This is a genomic window from Rothia nasisuis (assembly GCF_928381405.1).
Classification (GTDB): Bacteria; Actinomycetota; Actinomycetes; order Actinomycetales; family Micrococcaceae; genus Rothia; species Rothia nasisuis.
In genome coordinates this window covers 1-20,656 of sequence record NZ_CAKMSB010000001.1, presented here as the reverse complement: position 1 = coordinate 20,656, position 20,656 = coordinate 1, and the positions used below count along the sequence as shown (strand labels likewise).

Annotated in this window: 21 protein-coding genes; 9 read left to right on the top strand and 12 right to left on the bottom strand. The window is 57.5% G+C overall.

The genetic code is table 11. The features are described 5' to 3' along the window. Positions 1-170: 170 nt before the first annotated feature. The gene (locus L6966_RS00105; RefSeq protein WP_372237707.1) at positions 171-1,130 is read left to right on the top strand and encodes a heme o synthase; all 960 of its coding nucleotides are present in this window, start codon (positions 171-173) and stop codon (positions 1,128-1,130) included. Between the two features lie 139 nt (positions 1,131-1,269). Here the strand turns inward: L6966_RS00105 and L6966_RS00100 are convergent, their stop codons facing one another. The 4 genes from L6966_RS00100 to L6966_RS00085 form a co-directional block, all read right to left on the bottom strand. Next, a complete protein-coding gene (locus L6966_RS00100; protein WP_237223874.1) occupies positions 1,270-2,109 on the bottom strand; it encodes a hypothetical protein in 840 nt (279 codons plus the stop codon). Positions 2,110-2,347: 238 nt separating this feature from the next. After that, positions 2,348-3,496, bottom strand: coding sequence for a COX15/CtaA family protein (locus L6966_RS00095; RefSeq protein WP_237223875.1), 1,149 nt, complete (start codon positions 3,494-3,496; stop codon positions 2,348-2,350). A 39-nt stretch (positions 3,497-3,535) separates the two neighbouring features. Beyond that, on the bottom strand, positions 3,536-4,321 hold the full coding sequence (locus L6966_RS00090; protein WP_237223876.1) for an ABC transporter permease: 786 nt from the start codon (positions 4,319-4,321) through the stop codon (positions 3,536-3,538). Further along, positions 4,318-5,352 carry an ABC transporter ATP-binding protein gene (locus L6966_RS00085; protein WP_237232625.1) on the bottom strand — a complete coding sequence of 345 codons (1,035 nt, stop codon included), beginning with the start codon at positions 5,350-5,352 and terminating at the stop codon, positions 4,318-4,320. The genes L6966_RS00090 and L6966_RS00085 overlap by 4 nt, the downstream gene beginning before the upstream one ends. A gap of 139 nt (positions 5,353-5,491) precedes the next feature. Between L6966_RS00085 and L6966_RS00080 the strand changes: the two genes are divergently transcribed. From L6966_RS00080 to L6966_RS00060, 5 genes are all read left to right on the top strand, one after another. Further along, entirely contained in the window at positions 5,492-6,274 is a 783-nt protein-coding gene (locus L6966_RS00080) for a helix-turn-helix transcriptional regulator (RefSeq protein WP_336603619.1), read from the top strand. A 110-nt stretch (positions 6,275-6,384) separates the two neighbouring features. Beyond that, entirely contained in the window at positions 6,385-7,842 is a 1,458-nt protein-coding gene (gene sufB / locus L6966_RS00075) for a Fe-S cluster assembly protein SufB (protein WP_237232623.1), read from the top strand. A 3-nt stretch (positions 7,843-7,845) separates the two neighbouring features. Beyond that, positions 7,846-9,093: a Fe-S cluster assembly protein SufD gene (gene sufD / locus L6966_RS00070; protein ID WP_237223878.1), complete on the top strand. Its 1,248-nt coding sequence runs from the start codon at positions 7,846-7,848 to the stop codon at positions 9,091-9,093. Between the two features lie 30 nt (positions 9,094-9,123). After that, a complete protein-coding gene (sufC, locus tag L6966_RS00065; RefSeq protein ID WP_237223879.1) occupies positions 9,124-9,882 on the top strand; it encodes a Fe-S cluster assembly ATPase SufC in 759 nt (252 codons plus the stop codon). Positions 9,883-9,917: 35 nt separating this feature from the next. Further along, the gene (locus L6966_RS00060; protein WP_083092831.1) at positions 9,918-10,247 is read left to right on the top strand and encodes a metal-sulfur cluster assembly factor; all 330 of its coding nucleotides are present in this window, start codon (positions 9,918-9,920) and stop codon (positions 10,245-10,247) included. 71 nt (positions 10,248-10,318) lie between these two features. Here L6966_RS00060 and L6966_RS00055 read toward each other — a convergent pair whose 3' ends face one another. Continuing rightward, on the bottom strand, positions 10,319-10,924 hold the full coding sequence (locus tag L6966_RS00055) for a DUF1349 domain-containing protein (protein WP_237223880.1): 606 nt from the start codon (positions 10,922-10,924) through the stop codon (positions 10,319-10,321). A 2-nt stretch (positions 10,925-10,926) separates the two neighbouring features. Then, a complete protein-coding gene (locus L6966_RS00050) occupies positions 10,927-11,451 on the bottom strand; it encodes a mycothiol transferase (protein WP_237223881.1) in 525 nt (174 codons plus the stop codon). A gap of 262 nt (positions 11,452-11,713) precedes the next feature. Here L6966_RS00050 and L6966_RS00045 point away from each other — a divergent pair, with 262 nt between their 5' ends. The 3 genes from L6966_RS00045 (at position 11,714) to L6966_RS00035 (ending at position 13,629) form a co-directional block, all read left to right on the top strand. Then, entirely contained in the window at positions 11,714-11,965 is a 252-nt protein-coding gene (locus tag L6966_RS00045; protein WP_237223882.1) for a hypothetical protein, read from the top strand. A gap of 362 nt (positions 11,966-12,327) precedes the next feature. Next, entirely contained in the window at positions 12,328-12,672 is a 345-nt protein-coding gene (locus L6966_RS00040) for a hypothetical protein (protein ID WP_237223883.1), read from the top strand. Positions 12,673-12,783: 111 nt separating this feature from the next. Further along, a complete protein-coding gene (locus L6966_RS00035) occupies positions 12,784-13,629 on the top strand; it encodes a hypothetical protein (protein WP_237223884.1) in 846 nt (281 codons plus the stop codon). 116 nt (positions 13,630-13,745) lie between these two features. On the opposite strand, the gene L6966_RS00030 is transcribed toward L6966_RS00035, so the two are convergent. The 6 genes from L6966_RS00030 to L6966_RS00005 all read right to left on the bottom strand — a co-directional run bounded on the left by L6966_RS00030 (position 13,746) and on the right by L6966_RS00005 (position 20,562). Then, the gene (locus L6966_RS00030) at positions 13,746-14,372 is read right to left on the bottom strand and encodes a DUF4145 domain-containing protein (protein WP_237223885.1); all 627 of its coding nucleotides are present in this window, start codon (positions 14,370-14,372) and stop codon (positions 13,746-13,748) included. A gap of 327 nt (positions 14,373-14,699) precedes the next feature. Continuing rightward, positions 14,700-16,622, bottom strand: coding sequence for an ABC transporter ATP-binding protein (locus L6966_RS00025; protein WP_237223886.1), 1,923 nt, complete (start codon positions 16,620-16,622; stop codon positions 14,700-14,702). Next, positions 16,619-18,373, bottom strand: a complete 1,755-nt coding sequence (locus L6966_RS00020; protein ID WP_237223887.1) for an ABC transporter ATP-binding protein — start codon at positions 18,371-18,373, stop codon at positions 16,619-16,621. The genes L6966_RS00025 and L6966_RS00020 overlap by 4 nt, the downstream gene beginning before the upstream one ends. 148 nt (positions 18,374-18,521) lie before the next feature. Next, positions 18,522-19,139 (bottom strand): energy-coupling factor transporter transmembrane component T family protein, encoded by a 618-nt coding sequence (locus L6966_RS00015; protein ID WP_237232622.1) that lies wholly within the window; start codon positions 19,137-19,139, stop codon positions 18,522-18,524. After that, the gene (locus L6966_RS00010; RefSeq protein ID WP_237232621.1) at positions 19,136-19,945 is read right to left on the bottom strand and encodes an energy-coupling factor ABC transporter ATP-binding protein; all 810 of its coding nucleotides are present in this window, start codon (positions 19,943-19,945) and stop codon (positions 19,136-19,138) included. The genes L6966_RS00015 and L6966_RS00010 overlap by 4 nt, the downstream gene beginning before the upstream one ends. Positions 19,946-19,959: 14 nt before the next feature. Then, entirely contained in the window at positions 19,960-20,562 is a 603-nt protein-coding gene (locus L6966_RS00005) for a biotin transporter BioY (RefSeq protein ID WP_237223889.1), read from the bottom strand. Between the last annotated feature and the right edge of the window lie 94 nt (positions 20,563-20,656).

Here is a 20,656-nt window from a genome sequence, read left to right as displayed (position 1 = left end):
CACAAAAATGGTGTGCTCTGGGGTGCGTTGCCCGCCGGCGTCCTGCCCCAGATAAAATCATTAAAAATCCTGCAATTTCACATAGTGAATCGCCGGGAGCCAGCCTTAAGAGCCTCACACACAACAGTCAAGGGAAGTCAGCATACGTGAAGGGCCATGGCATCAGCACCGTGATTGACCGTAGCGAGCCGGGTTCGCGCACCCCTGAGCCGTCCGCCCCGGAGCGTATGAATCTGGTACGCAAAATCAAGGCCTACATTCACCTGACCAAGCCGCAAATTATCGAACTGCTACTGGTCACTACTGCGCCCACTATGATTTTTGCGGCCGGAGGTTTCCCCAACTTTTGGCTGGTACTTCACACCATGATTGGTGGCTCTCTGGCTGCGGGTGCCTCTGGTGCCTTCAACTGCTATATTGACCGCGAAGCTGACCGTCTCATGAAGCGCACAGAGAAGCGCCCGCTGGTCACCGGTGAGCTGACTGACCGTGAAGCCCTGATCTTTGCCTGGGCGCTGGCGGTCATCTCGATTATCTATTTCTACTTCCTGGTTAACCCGCTGGCTGCTGGCCTAGGCGTCGTGGCCATCTTCCTGTACGTGGTCTTCTACTCCCTCTGGCTTAAAAAGCGCACCAAGCAGAACATTGTTTGGGGTGGCCTGGCTGGCTGCATGCCCGTCCTTATCGCTTGGGCTGCCGTTGAGAACACCATCTCCTGGGCCGCTGTAGTGCTCTTTGTAGTGATCTTCCTGTGGACCCCGCCCCACTACTGGCCCCTATCTATGAAATACGCCGAAGACTACCGGGCAGCGGGCATTCCCATGCTGGGTGCGACCGACTCAGCAAAGTCGGTTTCCGTTCAGGTGGTTCTCTACGGCTGGGCTATGGTGATGTGTTCGCTACTACTGGTGCCGCTTGGCGGGGCTGGCTGGGTCTATACCGCGACCGCTATGCTAATCGGGTCCTGGTTCCTCTACCACTGCCACAAGCTACACCACCTGGCCCTGGCCGAGCAGGCAACCAGCCGCACCGCTATGGTGGTCTTCCACGGCTCCATCACCTACCTGACCGTGCTGTTCATTGCGTTGGCGATAGACCCCTTCGTGGGTGGCCCGGTACTCCCGCTCTAAACAGGTAGGTACCATCTAAATCGGAAATACCCACTAATTAGGTGGGTATTTCTGATTTAAATGGTCTTTTCTTCTGGATGCTAGCGGTTTAGAAGGTAACGGATCTCTGCAGCGATTTCTGCCCGGCGCGTTACAAGGTCTACCCACCGATACCGGCGTACTGTCCACCCCAAATTTTGGAGAAGTGACTCCCGCCTGCGTTCGGACCATTCAGCCTCATACCGCGGGCCGAATTCTCGTACTTCACTTCGCCATCAAACTCAAGGGCAATCATCCGATCAGGGTAGGCCAAATCAAGTCTGAACCGCAGCCCACCAGCAGTTACTTCTACCTGCTCTGCCGGTGCTGGCAGGCCCGCATCGATGAGGATGAGGCGAAGCAAGGTTTCGCCCGGGCTTTCGGCAAAGGGGCTCATACTTATTGCAACCCTGCGGCATTTTTGGGAACCCCACCCAGCTATCTGGGAAAGTTCATGCGAGAGTTCCTCTACACCGACCAGCTTCTGATTCAAGGCACTATCTGCGATCACAGTTGCCTCTTCTATGGGAAGATAACGTGCGCAATCTACAACCGTCTGGACCAAGCCCGTCACGCTAAAACCGCCCACAAGCGTCCTGTGCTCTTCTATGGGCTTATAGGTGTAATGTTTGCGTGTTCCGGCAGCCCGTCCGCGTGAATCTGGCGGACCAACAATATCGACTGAGGGCGGGGTTTTTGCTAGAGCTAACCCGTGTAGGCAGGCAGCTGCGGCATGTGAAAAGGTGGTAGACGGTTCTGCTACGTGCACTGCGGCAATTTGGGCTCGGTAGATTTCGTGGGGCTTCAGGGAGCCCCACCAGGCTGTTGGGCAGTAGATACCCTTTCTGATACGTGTGAGTTTTTGAGCTTTCACGTCTCGATTGATTCGGTCAAAGGTGTAGCCCTGGTTCAGAAGCTGCCGGGTTGTGTAGATTGAGTTGGTGTATTCATGCATTGACATGGCTCTAGACTTATCGATGCAACCTTAGTTTTTCTAGAGCAAGAGTAGCCTGTGGATAACTAGAGAGCGTATGAGGTGAGAAAATTCATGAGGTTGTGGCCCGACTCAGCAGAAAATTGGTGCAGCGATAACGCTTATATGAAGCCCTTGTGCGAGCTTGTGGAAAAGACCATTTAAATCAGAATTACCCACGAACTAGGTGGGTAATTCTGATTTAGATGGTACCTACTGCAGGGGGCTAGGGCTGAGGTGCAAGGACGCGGGGGGTCGCTTTGGCGCGGGCTGACGGTGAGCTGAGCGTCAGCTGCCTCTCAAACAGTGAGGAAGCCGCCAGGGCGAAGACGCCCGACCCAATCAGGTGCATTTCTACCAGCCAGATGGGCAGGCCGTTGAAGTACTGGGTATAACCGACCACGGCCTGGTAGGTCAGCACAATCAACACAAAAACCATTGACTTGCCGAAGATTGGAGCCCAGCCCTTAGACCGCCAGGCCAGGAAGAAGCCCAGTACCGAGGCACAGTAGACCCACACCAGGGTACCGTGTATACGGGTCACCCACACAGGGTTGAAGGCATGCCTGTGGGTTTCGGCGTCGCCAGCGTGGGGGCCGGTGCCGGTGGTTACTGTACCCATGAACATCAGTGCAATGACCAGTGCCGCACCAACCCAACCGAGCACCCGCATCAGGTGTGCGGACGCGGGGGCGATAGCGTCCTTGAGGTCTGCTGACTGGGCTGCCGTCACTAGCCCCTCACGCTCGGCTGTGCCCTCAAAGTAGCGGTAGACGCGGTTCAGGTAGATGCCAGCAATCATAATCATGAGGGCCGAGAGCATGTAGTGGGCGGTGATCATCCAAGGGTTGAGCTTCTGCCAGACCGAAATACCGCCAACCACTGCCTGCACGGGAATCCCCCAAAGTAGTAGCAGGGTTAGATTAAAAAGGTCGGCGTAACGGGTTTCGTTCGCTCGTGCGCCCACAAGGAGTTTTTTAAAAAAGAAACCTGCTGGCACCCGCTGCGGGAAGACCACCCGCAGTACTGCCAGAAAGGCGGTGACGGTGACGGCAACCAGTACGAAAGTGAGCAGACGGTTGCCGAACTCCACCAGGCCATGAATACCCATTTCGGGGGTGGTGGTCCAGGAGCCGTCTGAAGTGCAGCGCGGCCAGGAATCACAACCAAGCCCTGAGCCGGTGAGGCGAACGATGCCGCCGGAGATAATCAAAAAGATATTGGCAATCGCTACGGCCCACGCGGTCCTCTTAATCCAGGGGGTGTAGCGGCGTGGCATCAGCTTTTTTCCGGAGGAGGACGCCTGCCTGTGGGCCTCGTCATGAGGCTGAGGGGAGTGTGGTGCGGCGTTTGCTGGAATTGGACTTTCCTTCACGGTGCTATCTTTCATGGTGTCTGTCAGGTGCGAGCCAGCCTATGCTGACCACTTGAAAAATTTGAGTGCCAGGCTGCCAAAGAGGGCAGTTGAGATGACAAGAATCAGATGTGGAATCAGGAGGAAGGTGTGGTCGATGAAGTCCCCGCGCAGGGCGTTGCCTAGGGCAGCGGAGGGTAGCATATCAACTAGTTGGGCCAGCCATGTGGGGTACCGGTCGGTGGGGAGTAAAATTCCGCCGGCCGCAGCAAGAACCACCCAGGCCATGTTGACTATAGCCAGGGTTGCCTCAGCCCGCACGGTTCCCGCGATAAGAAGCCCGAGGGAGGTAAAGCAGGCTGCTCCCAACACAAGTGTGGGTAGTGACATGAGCACGCCGGGCACGGTGGCCGTCCAACCCAGTAACTGCCCGAGGGCCCCAACAAGAAGGTACTGAATGAGCAGGACGGAGAGAACTGCCAACACTTTGCCGGCAATCAGCCCACTCTTGCCGAGAGGGGTTGTTGAGATGAAACGCAGCACCCCGTAACGGCGGTCAAAGCCGGTGGCGATACCCTGGCCAGATAGGGCCGTTGAGAGCACGCAGAGAGCGAGCACGCCGGGTACAGCAATATCCACGCGAGAGACCCCGTGTTGCTGTGCCCAGGGGTCGAGAAACCCGGTGAAGCACAGGGCCAGTAAACCCATCACCGGAAAGGCGATGTTGAGCATAAGTTGCTCGCCGTTCTTGAGCATGGTGACGGTTTCGAAAATGCCCTGCGCCAGGACGCGGGTGAGCGGTGACGCTGCGGCTGACCGGTATTCGCGGGGTTGGGTTGCGGTCATCGGATGTCACGTCCTGCTAGGTCGAGGAAGATATCTTCGAGGGTGCGGCTGGCAAGTGAAAACTCGCCGGGCATGATGCCCTGCCGTGCCCAATGGGTGGTGAGCGCCGCTAGATGGTGGGGCTCAAGGACACCGGCTAGTCGGTAGCTGCCCGGCTGCAATTCTTTGAGAACCAGCTGGGCTGCGTCCTCTGCCTTAAAAACCTGGGTAAGATCCAGCCCCGCAGGGGCGGTGAAGGTGAGGCATCGCTCGGGCCGCTGACCGGCGGCCAGCACCTCGCTCATCGTGCCTGAGAGTACCACGGCACCTCGCTCAATCATGTAGACGTAGTCGGCGATACGCTGGGCGTCGTCGAGTAGATGGGTGGTGAGTACAACCGCAACGCCGGCGTCTCGCTGCTCCTTGATGATGTCGAAGACAACGGCACGGGATTGAGGGTCAAGCCCGGCGGTGGGCTCGTCCAAAAAGAGAATGTCAGGCTGCCCCACCAGGGCAGCGGCCAGAGCCACCCGCTGTTTCTGACCGCCTGAGAGGCGGCGAATCGTAGTGTTGTCAAAGGTATGGATTCCCAGCCGCTCAGCCAGCGCATCAACGTCCAGGGGGATGGCGTACATCTTAGCTATGTGGCGGAGCAGGGGGAGGGGTCTCACGGACGGGGGCAGGCCGCCGTCCTGCAACATAATACCTACGCGGGCGCGCACATCAGGCCCAGCGCCCCAGGGGGTATGCCCCAGCAGGAAGATTTCACCGGCATCGGGCTTAAGCAGCCCCTGGGCTAGTGTGAGCGTGGTGGTTTTACCTGCTCCGTTTGCCCCAAGCAACACAGTAACCTGGCCGGCCGCAATATCAAGTGAGAGGTTGTTGACGGCACGTTTGAGCCCGGCCTCAGTCAGGGCTTCTGGGTGTTTACGTGCAAAGTCCTTAGAGGGGGCAAAATCCTTCACCAGGTTGCGAATCGTCAGAGCGTAGGGAGCTACTGGTGACGTGGCGTTCTCTCCTGAAAGGTGCGGTGTGGATGGGGCGGTAGTCACCCGTCTATTCTAGTCCCTTCGGTTGCGCTGTGGGCAAAGTTTGGGCGATACCCGGGTTTATATAGGTTGCCCTTACTAGCCAATCACGAGACAATTACGACATACTTTATTTGTGTATTCCGCAGAGAAAGGTAGCTTAGTGTCCCTCAAGACCGCTCGCTCTGCAGAAACAGAGGAGCGCACCCGCGACCGGGTGCTCCAGGGAGTTCTCACTCACGGCCCTGTTTCTGCGGCCAAACTCGGTGAACTGCTCTCGCTTACCCCGGCAGCGGTGCGCCGCCACCTTGACGTACTTGAAAAGAAGCACCTGATTGAGGTTGCCTCCCATCGTCAGCCCGGTGCCGGTGCTGGCCGCCCGGCTCGTCGCTACGTCATTGCCCCGCAAGGGCACAGTGAGCTGGGGAACGATTACCTCGATATTGCGCGTAATGCACTCACAATGCTGCAGCAGGTAGTTGGCGACGACGCCCTGAGGCAGTTTGCCTCGGCCCGAGCCCAGGAGATGGCCGAGCGCTACCGCCCGGTTGTTGAGGCGGCAGGTTCGGATGTCGCCGCCCGTGCAGAGGCCCTCGCGGAGGCGATGAATAAGGACGGCTTCGTCGCTAGCGCCCACGAGATGCTCCCGACCCTTGAGCGCTCACGGGGCAAGACCCCCGAGTACCTTTTGGCCTCGATTCAGCTCTGCCAGGGCCACTGCCCCGTACGTGACCTTGCCGAGGATTTCACGGTCTTCTGCGATGAAGAAACCGAGGTTATCTCAGATCTGCTTGGTGTTGACGTGCGCAGGCTTTCAACCATGGCAAACGGTGCTCATGTGTGCACCACCCACGTGCCCCTGGCTCGGCAGACACCGCCCGCGCAGGTGTTCGGCGCGGCAACGGCTGAGCCGGTGACCGAGCAGGACGCCCCTGCCACCCCCTAGATTTTCTACCGGTAGCTAGCCCGTCCGTGCAGCTACCACAGAAGAAGAATTCACGAGCCCCGCCTGTGAACGGAAGGACCGTGAACCCCAACCCATCAAGAAAGGCCGTAATGACTGAACAGGTTGAGCGCACCGCCAACAACACCGTCATTTCAGAAATTCTGGAGGCAAACCCCGAACTTGAAGGTATCGGTACCTACGAGTACGGCTGGGCTGACTCCGACGAAGCAGGCCAGGCTGCAAAGCGTGGTCTTGACGAAGATGTCGTGCGCGACATTTCAGCCAAGAAGAGCGAACCCGAATGGATGCTGAACCTCCGTTTGAAGGCTCTTAAGTTCTTTGACCGCAAGCCCATGCCCACCTGGGGGGCAGACCTCTCAGATATCGATTTCGACAACATCAAGTACTTCGTCCGCTCTACCGAGCGCCAGGCAGAAACCTGGGAAGACTTGCCTGAAGACATCCGCAACACCTACGAGAAGCTCGGTATTCCTGAGGCTGAACGTAACCGCCTGGTCGCCGGCGTTGCCGCCCAGTACGAATCAGAGGTTGTCTACCACCAGATCCGTGAGGATTTGGAGGATCAGGGCGTTATCTTCCTAGATACCGATACCGCCCTCAAGGAACACCCCGAATTCTTCGAAGAATACTTCGGCTCCGTCATCCCCGCAGGTGACAACAAGTTCGCAGCCCTCAACACCGCCGTATGGTCAGGTGGCTCCTTCGTCTACGTCCCCCCGGGAGTTCACGTAGAGATCCCCCTGCAGGCCTACTTCCGCATTAACACCGAGAACATGGGCCAGTTCGAGCGTACCCTCATCATCGCTGACGAGGGCTCCTACGTTCACTACATCGAAGGCTGCACCGCCCCCATCTACAAGACTGACTCACTGCACTCAGCAGTCGTTGAAATTGTGGTCAAGAAGAACGCCCGCGTTCGCTACACCACCATCCAGAACTGGTCCAACAACGTCTATAACCTGGTGACCAAGCGCGCTATCGCTCATGAGGGTGCCACCATGGAATGGATTGACGGCAACATCGGCTCCAAAGTCACCCAGAAGTACCCCGCTGTCTACATGGTCGGTGAGCACGCCAAGGGTGAAACCCTCTCCATCGCTTTCGCTGGCGAGGGCCAGCACCAGGACACCGGCTCCAAGATGGTTCACATCGCCCCCAATACCTCTTCCACCATCGTGTCCAAGTCAGTGGCCCGTAACGGTGGACGCGCCGCCTACCGCGGCCTGGTCCAGGTACGCGAGGGCGCTTCCCACGCTAAGAGCTCGGTCGTCTGTGACGCTCTGCTAGTCGACACTATCTCCCGCTCCGATACCTACCCCTACGTAGATATCCGCGAGGACGACGTCACTATGGGCCACGAGGCAACCGTCTCCCGCGTCTCAGAAGAGCAGCTCTTCTACCTGCAGCAGCGCGGCCTGCCCGAGGACGAAGCCATGGCCATGATTGTGCGCGGCTTCGTGGAGCCCATCGCCCGCGAGCTGCCCATGGAATACGCCCTTGAACTCAACCGCCTGATCGAACTCCAGATGGAAGGATCCGTAGGCTAAATTATGGCTAAGACAGAAAACCAGGGTCACAACAACCCCGCGATTCCCGGTATGGACCAGGAAGGCGAAAAGCTGGCAACCGAGCTGGCCACCGACGACACTATCCGTGTCTCTAAACACAACACTGATAAGGTCGAGATCGACGGCTCCCGTGCCGAGCGCAAGACCTCCTACAAGCTGGAGGATTTCAAAGAGCTTACCGGCCGCGAGGAAGACTGGCGCTTCACCCCCCTCAAGCGCCTAGGTGGCCTACACACCGATGAACTCACCGGTACTGCCCCCGCTGTAGAAGTCAATGCTCCCGCAGGCGTGCAGGTTGAAACCATCACCCGCGACGACGCCCGCATCGGCTCCGCCGGCATTCCCGAGGACCGTGTAGCGGCTAACGCCTGGAGCGCCTTCTCAGAGGCAACCGCCATCACCGTTCCCGCTGAAGCCGAACTGGAAGGCCAGATTGAGGTTGCAATCAAGGGCACCCACAAGGACGCCGCAGCCCAGCACCTCTTCATCGAAACCAAGCCCTTCTCCAAGGCCGTGCTTGTACTGCGCCATACCGGCTCAGCTGTGCTTTCCCAGAATGTAGAGTTCAAGGTGGGTGACTCGTCCTCCCTGACCATCATCACCGTTCAGCTCTGGGAGGATGACGCAATCCATGCCTCAGCTCAGTACGCTGCTCTGGGACGGGACGCTAAGTTCAAGCACGTCAACATCTCCCTGGGTGGCGACCTGGTGCGCGTCACCCCCTCCACCAAGTTCACCGCCCCCGGCGCTGAAACCGAGATGTACGGCCTCTACTTCGTCGATGCCGGCCAGCACATTGAGAACCGTCTCTTCGTGGCCCACACCGAACCCAACTGCAAGTCCCGCGTCACCTACAAGGGTGCCCTGCAGGGCAAGGGTGCGCACTCGGTCTGGGTGGGCGATGTGCTCATCGGTAAGGATGCAGAAGGCACCGACACCTACGAGCTCAACCGCAACCTGATTCTCGAAGACGGCCCCCGTGCCGACTCCGTGCCCAACCTGGAAATCGAAACCGGCCTGATTGAAGGCGCCGGCCATGCTTCCACCACCGGTCAGCTCGATGAGCAGCACCTCTGGTACCTGCAGGCTCGCGGCATTCCCGAGGCTGAAGCCCGCCGCCTGGTCGTCCGCGGCTTCCTCAACGAGATTATTCAGCAGATTCGCATCCCCGAGCTCGAAGAGCAGCTCACCGATGCCCTCGAAGCTGAACTCGCGATTTCCAACAACTAAAGCTTTACCTTTTTACAGGAGAAACAAACTATGGCAACCCTTGAAATCAAGGACCTCCACGTCTCCGTTATTCTGGACGACGAAAACACCAAGCCCATCCTCAAGGGCGTCAACCTCACCATCAACTCCGGTGAAATCCACGCCATCATGGGCCCCAACGGCTCCGGCAAGTCAACCCTGGCTTCTACCATCGCAGGCCACCCCAAGTACCAGATCGACTCTGGCGAGATCCTGCTCGACGGCGAAGACGTGACCGAGATGTCCGTTGACGAGCGTGCCCGCGCTGGTCTCTTTTTGGCCATGCAGTACCCCGTTGAAATCCCCGGCGTCACCATGAGCAACTTCCTACGCTCAGCCAAGACCGCTGTTGACGGTGAAGCACCCGCCCTGCGCACCTGGACCAAGGGCGTCAAGGAAGCTATGGAGAGCCTGGCCATCGATCCCGCCTTCGTCTCACGTAACGTCAACGAAGGCTTCTCAGGCGGCGAGAAGAAGCGCCATGAGATTCTGCAGCTGGAACTGCTCAAGCCTAAGTTCGGTATTCTTGACGAGACCGACTCCGGTCTTGACGTTGACGCCCTCAAGGTTGTGTCTGAAGGCGTTAACCGCGCCCACCAGGCTAACGACATGGGCGTTATGCTGATTACCCACTACACCCGCATCCTGCGCTACATCAAGCCCCAGTTTGTTCACGTCTTCGTGGACGGCAAGATGGTAGATCAGGGCGGCTCCGAGCTCGCTGACCGTCTTGAAGAAGAAGGCTACGAGCGTTACCTGGCAGCCAAGTAAGGCTAGCTGTCTCAACCGAGAGGACGGACACCACCATGGCAGAAGCACCCGCTGGTGCCCCCAGCCAAGAGGCCATCGAAGAGGCCCTCATGAACGTGATTGACCCCGAACTGGGTGTCAATATCGTTGATCTGGGTCTGCTCTACGGTATGCGCTGGAACGACGAAGGCGCTCTCGTGCTCGACATGACCCTGACCACCGCCGCCTGCCCCCTGCAGGACGTCATCGAGGAGCAGGTTCAGCAGAACCTGGAAAACATGATTGACGAGTGGCACGTGAACTGGGTTTGGATGCCCCCGTGGGGGCCCGAGCGCATTACCGAGGACGGACGCGACCAGATGCGAGCCCTGGGCTTCAACATCTAGCCTTTGGGTAAGAACATAAGGACGCCGCCTCGCACCCTCCTTGCCCCGGGGCAGGGGAGTGCGGGGCGTCTTTACTTTTTGTCAGGTTGTTGCCCCTCGTGGGGCTGCCAGGCACAGTCTGTTAGCTCGAAATTCGTGAAGACAGCGGTAAACGATGAGTCTTCGGGGGAGCAGGCGTACACCCCAAAACTGATCTCTTCACCCGCATCCGCCAGGTGGCAGATGCGCATCTGATGCCAGGTGGTGCCATCGAGAGAGTTTTCAATGCGGAAGTCCTGGCCCCTGCGGCTGAGCCGGTACCACATATAGCCGGTTGCTGCCGGTATCTCTGTGGTGGCCCAATCTGAGTAGCCGCCGTTGGTGACGACTGAACCCAGGTGCTGGAAGTCCTTATTTTCGTATTCGATGGATCCCTTAATCCAGTTGTTGCTGTCCAGGTAGACAGCTACACCGCACTGGTCAAAACGGTGCTGGGCGGTATCGAAGCTGGCCTTGACGATAAAGGAAAAGTACTGGTCCCGGGTTCTGGTTTGCAAGACTGGGGCGTTGTCGTTGCGGAAGTGGTAGTAGGTGCGTTGCCACAGATCTGTGCCGGGTTCGGTGGTGATTTCTACTTGGTCGCGGGTGACGGTGTAGTGGCGGGGTGGGCGCGTCCAGGTGAAGGTGGTGAGATCCATGTCTAATCTCCTTGTTCTCCGTCGATATTTTCACGGAGCAGGTCAGCGTGGCCCAGGTGCCTGCCCCACTCTTCGATCAGGTGCAGGGCGACCCAGCGGTAGCTGAAGCGGGTGCCGTCCTTGAGACTGCCGTCACTGAGATCATCCCAGTCGCGCTCCACCAGGAGTTGCCGGGTCTCCTCCATACTGGCTTGCAGGTTCTCTAGAACCTGAGGCAGGGGGAGGGGCAGGTACCAGTCGGCGTCCGCTTCCTGCTGCCAGTCGAAGGACGCCCACGGCTCAGGCAGGCTGCGGCCGAGCAGGATTTCCTCCCGCCAGTAGTCCTCAACGAACCAGAGGTGCCCGGCCATACCGGCTAAGGTCATGCTGGTGGGGTGCAGGGGAGTAGCAAGGACGCTCTCGCTCAACCAGGTGCCGTCCGCTCCCTGGAGCTTGCGCAGGAAAACCTCCTGCTGAAAACGGATATAGCCAAGCACCAGCTCCTTTTCGGAGCCGGTCAGGGGCGGGTCAGTGAAAGGGGTTTTCATAGTCTCAGTTTACCGGCGACACAACGAGCGTGCGTCATATCGCTGAGCGTGCACCCGCCATACGCACGCTCAGCGATATGACGCACGCTCGGTTCGGGGAGCTGGTGGGCTAGCTAGATTTACCCCGGTGTGTTCTGCTTCGGCCTGGTAGTCGGCCAAGTTGGCGTCATCGAGGATTTCGCCGGTGTCAGTGAGACTTATTCATAAGGGTAGAGGTGCCCCGGGCTCGCAGCGAAGCTGCTGGCTCGGATGAAGTGACCGGATGAGCACCAGTTTCCGCCCCCAGGTGACAAAAGAAACTGGTGCGAATCATCTGAGCGAAGCGAAGATGCAGCGCCCTCAGGGCACGGAATCCGCCGCAAGGCGGGCACCAATCGCCTGGATAAGCAAGGATTTTTCGCGCAGCGAAAAAGAAAGCCTTGCGCATCTGGCGAGCTTGCCAGCCAGAAGCGAACCGGGCGAGAAGGTCGGCAGCGAGCGCGAGCCCGGGGGTGCCTCGAGAAAGACCTTATGAATGAGCCTCAGTGAGGGTGGGTTTCTTGTGGGCCATGTGGTCCTCCGTAGGGTGTCCTGTCTTTCCTACTTCTATTGTGGACTCCCATGTAGTGAGCAACTAAAGAGGCTTATTCAAAAGTCCTACCACCGGCATAAAACACCAACCCCCGCACCACCGAGAACACCCGCTGATACAACCTCAACGGCCGCCTGAACCCAGTATGCAAAACCCGCCACGTCTTGATATGAGCAATAACCCTCTCCACTACCGACCGCAACCGATTATTCCGTTTCTGTTCCCTGATATTGCTGATATTCAGTAGGGTTTAGAAGCTTTTGATAACTCTTGTTTTCAGAACTATTTCTGAATAGGCTGATGATATGTCTACTCTTACCTATACTAGAACTTTCAACTCTTTTGAGCTAAGCCTTAACCTCAAACCTGTTTTTGAAGCGGCTGAGTCTCAGCCTGTTCTTGTGACCCGTCGTGATGGTGAAAATCTGGTGCTGATGACTGAGCGCGAGGCAGACGAACGACGCGATATGTTTGCGATTGCAGCTCAGATTATTGCTGTCACACCACTTGAGGGTGGTTCACTGGCTGAGGCAGATGGTGAAGCTTATTCAAAAGCCCCTTCGTTACAGCTCTCCAGGCTCGCGCTGGATGGAGCCCAGCGGCTCACTTCATCCGAGCCAGCAGCTTCGCTGCGAGCCTGGGTTGCCTGATTACTTTGAATAAAACCTCAATCACCTCTCTACCAGCAGCCAAGCTTTATAGTCCCACCTAATTCGGAGTTAATATTTATGATACAAAATATTGTTAACCACGAGACAGACATGCCATCTATTACTTCTTCCCTAAACCATCTTATTGGTATATTCTCGATTCAATATGGCAAAATATCACAACAGCTCGATATTTTTGATTTACAAAGCAAAACTTCTTGCTGTGACGATTCTTGGAAAACTACCAAAAAAAGGGAGGTAATCCTTTTACTCTTCTTACTACTAGAAGAAATCGAAAATCCAGAGGATGCTCGACGGATTTTGGATAAAAAAGAATACTTACAACGCCTCCTCCCATTGTTTAGATTTTCGAGAACAATTAGAAGAATTTCAAGCTCTGAAATTCGAGAAAATTGTCTATCTGACATAGAACACGACATAGGCATCGAAATTGTCGAAACTACCATCATAAGAAAAAATGATATTTTAGAAGAGTTTCAAAGCATGGGAAAACTAAATAAAATAGCAGGACATGATAAAATTGAATTTTTCTTAAAATTTCATCAAGCTGTCACCGAAACCCATAATTCCACAGACAGCGGGTATCATATACACCCCATAGATCAGAAAAATCGACATTATGGCTACAGATTCCTCTTCGATTCTTCTAAAACACAAGATGACTTAGGATGGGAACTGCATGGCAGTAAAAATAACAAAAAGCCAAAACCTGCTAATTTTACACCTTGGGGCAACCCTTCCGCTGACCCTATAGTGCACAGTAAAAATGCACGATCACTCTGGGACGCTTCACTTTACTCAGTGAAAGTAACTAAAAGATTTAAGAAGCACAAATTTAAAGAGTGGAGTGGCAAATTTATAAGCCCAGGGAATGGAACCTATTACCTTCACACATTGAACACAAATTTGGTTGGAACACAAACCCATAAATTTTGATAACACTTGTAAGGTCAATTAGATTTTATTCGTAATGGGTTCACGCTACTCACAATCCTGAGTACTCAGAACCAGGTTTCACGGAAAGACAGTAACTGAGGTCTATTCAAAAGTAATCAGGCGACTGAATAAGATTCATTGCTCGGGGTATTAAAATCTAATTGTGTCAAGAATTTTTGCGAACTTTGCTTCTTCTGACCCTTATCGAGCAGGTGGGTTACACTTCGCAGCTTCTTGCGCATGAAGCTCAGCGCCAACTCAGCCTCAGCCATGCGCTGCTGGGTCAGGGCCCGCTGCTCCGCCTGACGGCGTAGCGTGGGAATAAGCTGGCGGTCAAAAGCCCTACCCATAGGAGCTAGAGCTGGGGTCGCCGAATGGTTGTACACACCCCAGACCATCAGGTGATACAGGTCGGTAACAGCCCGCTCGGCGTCCCGCCCAGAAAGCACCTTCCGGGAGTTATGGGCCGCATCGTTTCCCAGATGGCGGATGGTCTTGAACTTCAGACGCTTGTCATTGTCGAGATATACCGAGAAAGCCTCATTGCTGGTCAGGGTTGCCAAAGTGGCCTGCTCCGGGCGATAGATGCCCCGCGCTCGGTAGATGTGCTCCACCAAGCCCTCGATAGCCCGCCGGGCGTAGAAGCAGGCGGTGGGTGCGTCCGTCACCAAATAACCCTCAGCCTTGGCGCAATCCTGGTAGAGCTCCGGCAGGGCCTGGTAAACAAAAGCAAAGTTAGACATAGCGCCTCGTGACTGTGCGAGAAGGTGTAGGTGCAATCACACATATTTTAGCCTGGTCAGCAGGTTTAGGTGCCTTTATTCAGCAACCAATAGAGAAGGAGCGGGCTCGCAGCGAAGCTGCTGGCTCGGATGGAGTGACCGGATGAGCACCAGTTTCCGCCCCCAGGTGACAAAAGAAACTGGTGCGAATCATCTGAGCGAAGCGAAGATGCAACGCCCTCAGGGCACGGAATCCGCCGCAAGGCGGGGCGTGAATCGCTCTTTGAGAGCGAAGCGAGCCGAGCGAGAGGGGCACAACACGCTGGAGCCCGCTCCTTCTTTCTTGATCTACTCGTTAGCCCCCGCGAACTGCGAGTTATAGAGCTCAGCGTAGAAGCCGCCGCGCTCCAGCAGCTCGGTGTGGGAGCCGGATTCGACGATGTCACCATCGCGCATAGCAAAGATGACGTCGGCGTCCCGGATAGTGGAGAGTCGGTGGGCAATCACGAAGGAGGTCTTGCCAACCGCCAGCTGGCCCAGGGCTCGGGCAATCAGCAGCTCGGTGCGGGTATCAACCGATGAGGTTGCCTCATCAAGGATTAGCAGCGGCTTATTGGCCACCATAGCCCGGGCAATGGTGACCAGCTGCTTCTGGCCGGCTGAGAGCTGGGTCTGATCGGTCAACACGGTGTCGTAGCCATCGTGCAGCTGGGTGACCAGCTCGTCCAGGCCCACCGAGGCCATCACCTCATCTAGCCGCTCCTGGCTGACCTCTCCGGCCCCATAGACTACGTTCTCCCGCAGGGTGCCCTCAAAGAGCCAGGTATCCTGTAGCACCATGGCAAAGAGGGAGTCCACCTGTTCGCGGGTCAGGTCGGTGGTGGGCACCCCGTCAATACGAATCTGGCCCGAGTCCAGCTCGTAGAAGCGCATGAGCAGGTTGACCAGGGTGGTTTTGCCGGCTCCGGTCGGGCCTACAATGGCTACCTTCTGGCCCGGTGCTACCGAGGCGGTAAAGCCGTGGATAATCTCAGTGCCCGGCTCGTAGCTGAAGCGCACGTCCTCAAAGTTCACTGCCCCGCGCACCGGCTGGGGCAGAGCGCCGGTCTTGGCGGACTCGTCCTCCAGCTCCTCTGCCTCTAAGAACTCAAAGACGCGAGAACCCGCAGCTGCCGCCGACTGGAGGGAGGTTGCCGACTGGGCCAGCTGGCCCAGGGGATTGGTGAAGAGGCGGACGTAGACGATAAAGGCCACAATCACGCCGAAAGTGATGCTGTTGTTCAGAACCAGGGCAGCACCAACCACGCAGACCACCACATAGCTCAGGTTGCCGATGAAGCCCATGAGGGGGAACATGAGGCCCGAGAAGAACATAGACTTCCAGGCCACCCGGTAGAGGTCGCTATTGCGGTCGGCAAATTCGGCGCGGGCGCCTGCCTCCCCGTTGTAGGCGCGGATCATGGAGTGACCGCTGAGGGTTTCTTCAATGTGGCCATTGAGCTTACCGAGTAGCTGCTGCTGGGCCACGAAGTATTTCTGGCTGCGGGCCAGCACGAAGCCGGAGGCGACGATACCCAGCAGGGAGGCAACAATGGCAGCCAGGGCCATGCGCCAGTCGGTGACAATCATCATGATGGTTGAGCCCACCAGGGTGACCACACCGGTGATGGTGGTGGCCAGGGAGTTGTTGAGGGTCTGCTGTAGGGTATCCACATCGTTGGTCACGCGCGAGAGTGTATCGCCGGTTGAGCCCCTATCCATGTAGGCCAGAGGCAGCCGGTCAATTTTGCGATCCAAATCGTGGCGCATGGAGCGCGATACCCAGACCGTTGAGCGGGCCATAATCTGCCCCTCCACCAGGCTTAGAAGCAGGGAGGCCACCAACATGCCGATGGAGATCCACATCAGGCGGTAGATTTCGCCCATATCCAGCTGGCCGGTGAAGCCCTTCTGAATCTCATCGGTGATCGCCGAAAGGAACTGCGGGGCAACAATGGTAAGAACAACCCCGATAATGGCAGCCACAATGGCAACAATCATGCCGGGCAGCACCGGGCGCAGGTAGGCAAGCAACTTACCTATAGTTTGTTTGAAGGGGGCGGACGCCTGCCCCGGCAGGGTGTGGCGCGGCGGACCACCGGGGCCACCGAAGCCACCGGGGCGGGAGCCCTTATCGCTTTTGAGCTGGCTATCGCGCAGCTGGCCTGCAGACTCTAGGCCCCTGCGGGCTGACTCTAGCTCTTCGGGGGTAAAAACTGGTGACTGGCTCATGAGCGAAGTTCCTCCTCAGAGAGCTGGGACAGGGCAATATCCTGGTAGACCTCGTTGCTGGCCAAAAGTTCCTCGTGGGTGCCGGAGCCAACCAGGCGGCCTTTATCAAGCACCAGAATCTTATCGGCCTCCCGTACCGTACCGATACGCTGGGCCACCACCACGATGGTCGCCCCCTTGGCGGTCTTCTTGAGCTGACTGCGGATATCCCGCTCAGTCTTATAATCCAGGGCCGAGAAGGAATCATCAAAAATCATGATCTCCCCGCCACGGGCAAAGGCCCTGGCCATGGATAGGCGCTGCCTCTGACCACCAGAGAAATTCTTACCGTTCTGGGCAACCACCGAGGCATAGCCGTCCTCTTTCTTGCCCACGAACTCAGCTGCCGCAGCTGCATGAGCTGCCGCCACCACGTCCTCGGCGGTCACTGCCTGCAGGCCCTCACCCAGGGCAAGGTTAGAGGCCACCGAGCCCGAGAAGAGCACACTCTTTTGAGGCACATAGGCTAAGCGGGCCCGCAGGTCCTTCTGGTTCCAGTTGCGCACATCAACACCGTCCACCAGCACCGCACCCTCGCGCACATCGGCAAAACGCGGAATCAGATTCACCAGGGTCGACTTACCCGAGCCGGTTGAACCAATAATGGCCACCGTCTCACCCGGGGCTGCCGTAAAGGAAATCGAATGCAGGGCGTCCCCGTCCGCCTCGGGGTAACGGAAGCTGACATTCCTAAACTCCAGGGAACCTGCCGGGGCCGTACCAGCGCTGACCCCGCCGTCCACAATCGTAGCCGGAGTCGAAAGCACCTCGCGGATACGGCGCCAGGCAACCAGTGCTCGTGGGCCCATCACAAAGATTACGGTCATCATCATGAAGCTGGTGACCACCTGCAGAGCATAAGTAGAGAAGACCACCATCTGCCCAAAGAGGGTGACGCGGTCGGTGAGGTTGGCGGTGCCGTTGATGAGCACAGCACCCAACACGTAAATCGAGAGCGACAGGCCGGTCATAATGGCGGTCAACAGGGGCATGATGAAGGCCGTGGTGGAGTTGACGAAGAGGGTGGTGTTACGCAGGTCGGTGTTGACCTCTTCAAAGCGTTCTTGGTGAAAATCCCCGGTGGTGTAGGCCCGAATGACGCGCAGGCCGGTCAGGTGCTCACGGGTAACCCGGTTGAGGCGGTCGGTGATTTTCTGCATACGCATCATGCGGGGAATCGCCAGGCCCATCGCGACGCCCAGAACCAGCAGGGTAGCTAGGACGGCGATGCCGGTGGGAATGGTCCAGGTCAGCGACTGGGTAGCGATCTTGGAGCTGGCCCACACCGCCATGATGGGGGCCTTGATGCTCATCTGCAAGCCCATCACCACAAACATCTGCACCTGGGTCACATCGTTGGTGGAGCGGGTAATCAGGCTGTCGGTGCCGATCTGGTTGACCTCAGCGCTGGAGAGGTCAAAGGTCTTGTTATAGACCCCGGCCCGCATACGCCGGGCTAGGGTTGTGCCGAAAATAGCGGTGCAGTAGCCGGTGATAATGGCACAGACCATGGAGGCCAGCGCTGCAGCCAGCATGAGGGTGCCGTCTGAGGTGACGTCCTTCAGTTCTGACCCGGGGGATGAGATGGTGAGGGTGATGTTCTCCATGTACTCGGGAACCTTGAGGTCAAGGTAGACCTGAGCCACGATAGACAGCACCGCCACCAGGGCGAGTAACCATTCTCGCCGGTGAATGAAGCGGGTAATTTTCATGGAATCCTAGGGCGTTTTCGTCAAAGAAAAAAGGTGCATCTCTGCACCTTCGTCCTTTCTATTATGCCCACCTACGGCAGGTACGGGGAGTCTGCCAGAGCCCTCTAGGGCTGTACTTTTCGCCACCTCTGTTGAAAGGCTACAAGACTTACGGGGTATCAAGGCCTCGGGCGGCAAGGGCATCGCCGGTTTCGTGGGCGTAGGCCACCGTGGCAATCACCAGGGGGATAAAGAGCCGAAACTGTGCCACCTTAACCCCGCGGGCAACCACCGCCGCCTGAATCAACCGCCAGCTATCCATAATCACCGGAATAGAACGCACCATCAGGGCCAGCGCTAGCCCCACCCGCTCAGGAGAGCCCCCTACCCACTTGAGAGGGGCGCACAGCCAGATAAAGCCGTCAATGAGCACCGGCAGGGGCGTAGACCACAGGAGCACCTTAGAAACCGCAATCATGGTGAGCAGGGTCAGCAGGACGTCCGCCCCCGACACTATCTTGCCGCTCACCAGGTAGTAGACCGATAGAATCACCAGTAGCCAGGTGAGGGAGGTTAGGGCCTGCAACCAGGTGCGCCCCGGAATTTTTGCCAGAGCCCCGAGGGCCAGCATCAGCACGAGGGCTACAAGGCCGAAAGCCCAGTGGCTAGTGACTGCCAGGTACATACCCAGAACAAGAATGAAGACGCCTTTAGCCCACAGGGGTGCCCGGTGCACCGGAGTATTGAGGGGCTGGTAGGTGCCAAAGAGCTGGTTGGCAATGTTCATGCCCGGCTCCCGTCAGGACGCCCGGGGCCAGCCGGTTCTGGCAGGGTGGGGAAGTCCGTGGCACACCAGCGCTGGTAGTCTGCTAGGACGCTGGCCGCCGGTCCCTGTGCCAGTAGTCGACCCTCGTGGATCACGATGGCCTCATCGCACGTAGCTGCCAGGTCAAGATCATGGGTAGAGACAACCTGCTGCTGGGGAAGGGTGTCGAGCAGGTCAAATAGTCTCAACCTGTTCTTAAGATCTAAAAGGGTGGTGGGTTCATCTAAAAGGAGAACCTTAGGGTTAACTGCCAGGACAGCAGCTAGAGCGGTTAGCTGCTTCTCGCCGCCGGAGAGGTTATAGACAGAGTCAAAAGCGCGGTGCTCAACCCCGCGCTCAGCAAGAGCTTCCAGCGCGGCGGCGCGGCGGGCCTCCTTACCCTTGATGTGCTGGAGAGACAGCTCAACATCCTCAACGCCCGTCGGCATCACCAGTTGGGCACCGGGATCGGAAAAGAGCATACCCACCCGCGAGCGCACTGCCGATAAATGCTCGCTGATGCTCACCCCGTGTACGGTGACCTCGCCCGATGTGAGAGGGGAAAGCCCGTTGAAAAGCCGCAGAAAGGTGGATTTACCCGAGCCATTGAGGCCGAGTACGGCGGTACGCGGGGCAGAAAGCTCCGCGGTGATGCCTTGCAGGAGGGTGCGTTCGCTGGCGCCAGTATCAACGGTGACGGTGGCGGAGCGGACGGCAAGCAGCCCGTCGTCCGTAAACTGGGCCGACGGGCTTGCAGTGCTTGTGCGTGAAGAGCGAGAAAAAAACACGGGTTTTGTAGTACCTAGCGGCGAGCCAGGGCTGGGAAGGCGCGGTGCACAGCGAGGGCAATCAGCACGGCAACCAGGCACTTGATGAGGTCGCCGGGAACATAGATCAGCGCGGCAGCAACGGCAGCACCTAGCTCAAGGTCAGCGTTAATCATCATGCCGGCAACACCGAAGACCTGAATCACCGCAAAGCCTGCCAGTACGGCTATGACAAAAGCACCAAAAAGACTAGTCCCGCTCAGGCGGCGGCGCAGGGCGGCATAGGCAAGGCTACCGGTGATAAGTGCGCCGGGAATGAAGCCCAGCAGGTAGCCAAAGGAGGGGGAGGCGATGGTTCCTAGCCCGCCGCGTCCGCCAGCAAAGACAGGCAGGCCAATCAGGCCAGCAATGACGTAAAGAGTGACGGCCAGGGCTGCGCGGTTGCCGCCCAGGGTCAGGGCTGCAATGTAGATAGCCAGGGTTTGCAGGGTAATAGGAACGGCAGCCGGGCCAACCGGGATAGCAGGCAGAAGAGCGCACACGGCAATAAAAGCGGCAAAAACAGCGATGAGGGCCAGGTCGCGGCCGGGATGAGCAGCGGCGCGTGCCGGGCGGGAGGAAGTCTGTGATGAGGTCATGCCCACTACTATAAACAGGTTTTGAACACTGTTCAATAAACCCTCCTTTTATTCCACTTCTATGACAAGCCCCAGTGAGCCCACCCCCTTGGCC

Bases quoted from the DNA above. Each gene is read 5' to 3' on its own strand.
- L6966_RS00050 (WP_237223881.1), bottom strand. From the start codon at position 11,451: ATGAAAACCCCTTTCACTGACCCGCCCCTGACCGGCTCCGAAAAGGAG.
- L6966_RS00040 (WP_237223883.1), top strand. From the start codon at position 12,328: ATGTCTACTCTTACCTATACTAGAACTTTCAACTCTTTTGAGCTAAGC.
- L6966_RS00045 (WP_237223882.1), top strand. From the start codon at position 11,714: ATGAGCACCAGTTTCCGCCCCCAGGTGACAAAAGAAACTGGTGCGAAT.
- L6966_RS00030 (WP_237223885.1), bottom strand. From the start codon at position 14,372: ATGTCTAACTTTGCTTTTGTTTACCAGGCCCTGCCGGAGCTCTACCAG.
- L6966_RS00035 (WP_237223884.1), top strand. From the start codon at position 12,784: ATGCCATCTATTACTTCTTCCCTAAACCATCTTATTGGTATATTCTCG.
- L6966_RS00100 (WP_237223874.1), bottom strand. From the start codon at position 2,109: ATGTCAATGCATGAATACACCAACTCAATCTACACAACCCGGCAGCTT.
- L6966_RS00060 (WP_083092831.1), top strand. From the start codon at position 9,918: ATGGCAGAAGCACCCGCTGGTGCCCCCAGCCAAGAGGCCATCGAAGAG.
- L6966_RS00090 (WP_237223876.1), bottom strand. From the start codon at position 4,321: ATGACCGCAACCCAACCCCGCGAATACCGGTCAGCCGCAGCGTCACCG.
- L6966_RS00005 (WP_237223889.1), bottom strand. From the start codon at position 20,562: ATGACCTCATCACAGACTTCCTCCCGCCCGGCACGCGCCGCTGCTCAT.
- L6966_RS00015 (WP_237232622.1), bottom strand. From the start codon at position 19,139: ATGAACATTGCCAACCAGCTCTTTGGCACCTACCAGCCCCTCAATACT.
- L6966_RS00025 (WP_237223886.1), bottom strand. From the start codon at position 16,622: ATGAGCCAGTCACCAGTTTTTACCCCCGAAGAGCTAGAGTCAGCCCGC.
- sufB (WP_237232623.1), top strand. From the start codon at position 6,385: ATGACTGAACAGGTTGAGCGCACCGCCAACAACACCGTCATTTCAGAA.
- sufD (WP_237223878.1), top strand. From the start codon at position 7,846: ATGGCTAAGACAGAAAACCAGGGTCACAACAACCCCGCGATTCCCGGT.
- L6966_RS00055 (WP_237223880.1), bottom strand. From the start codon at position 10,924: ATGGATCTCACCACCTTCACCTGGACGCGCCCACCCCGCCACTACACC.
- sufC (WP_237223879.1), top strand. From the start codon at position 9,124: ATGGCAACCCTTGAAATCAAGGACCTCCACGTCTCCGTTATTCTGGAC.
- L6966_RS00020 (WP_237223887.1), bottom strand. From the start codon at position 18,373: ATGAAAATTACCCGCTTCATTCACCGGCGAGAATGGTTACTCGCCCTG.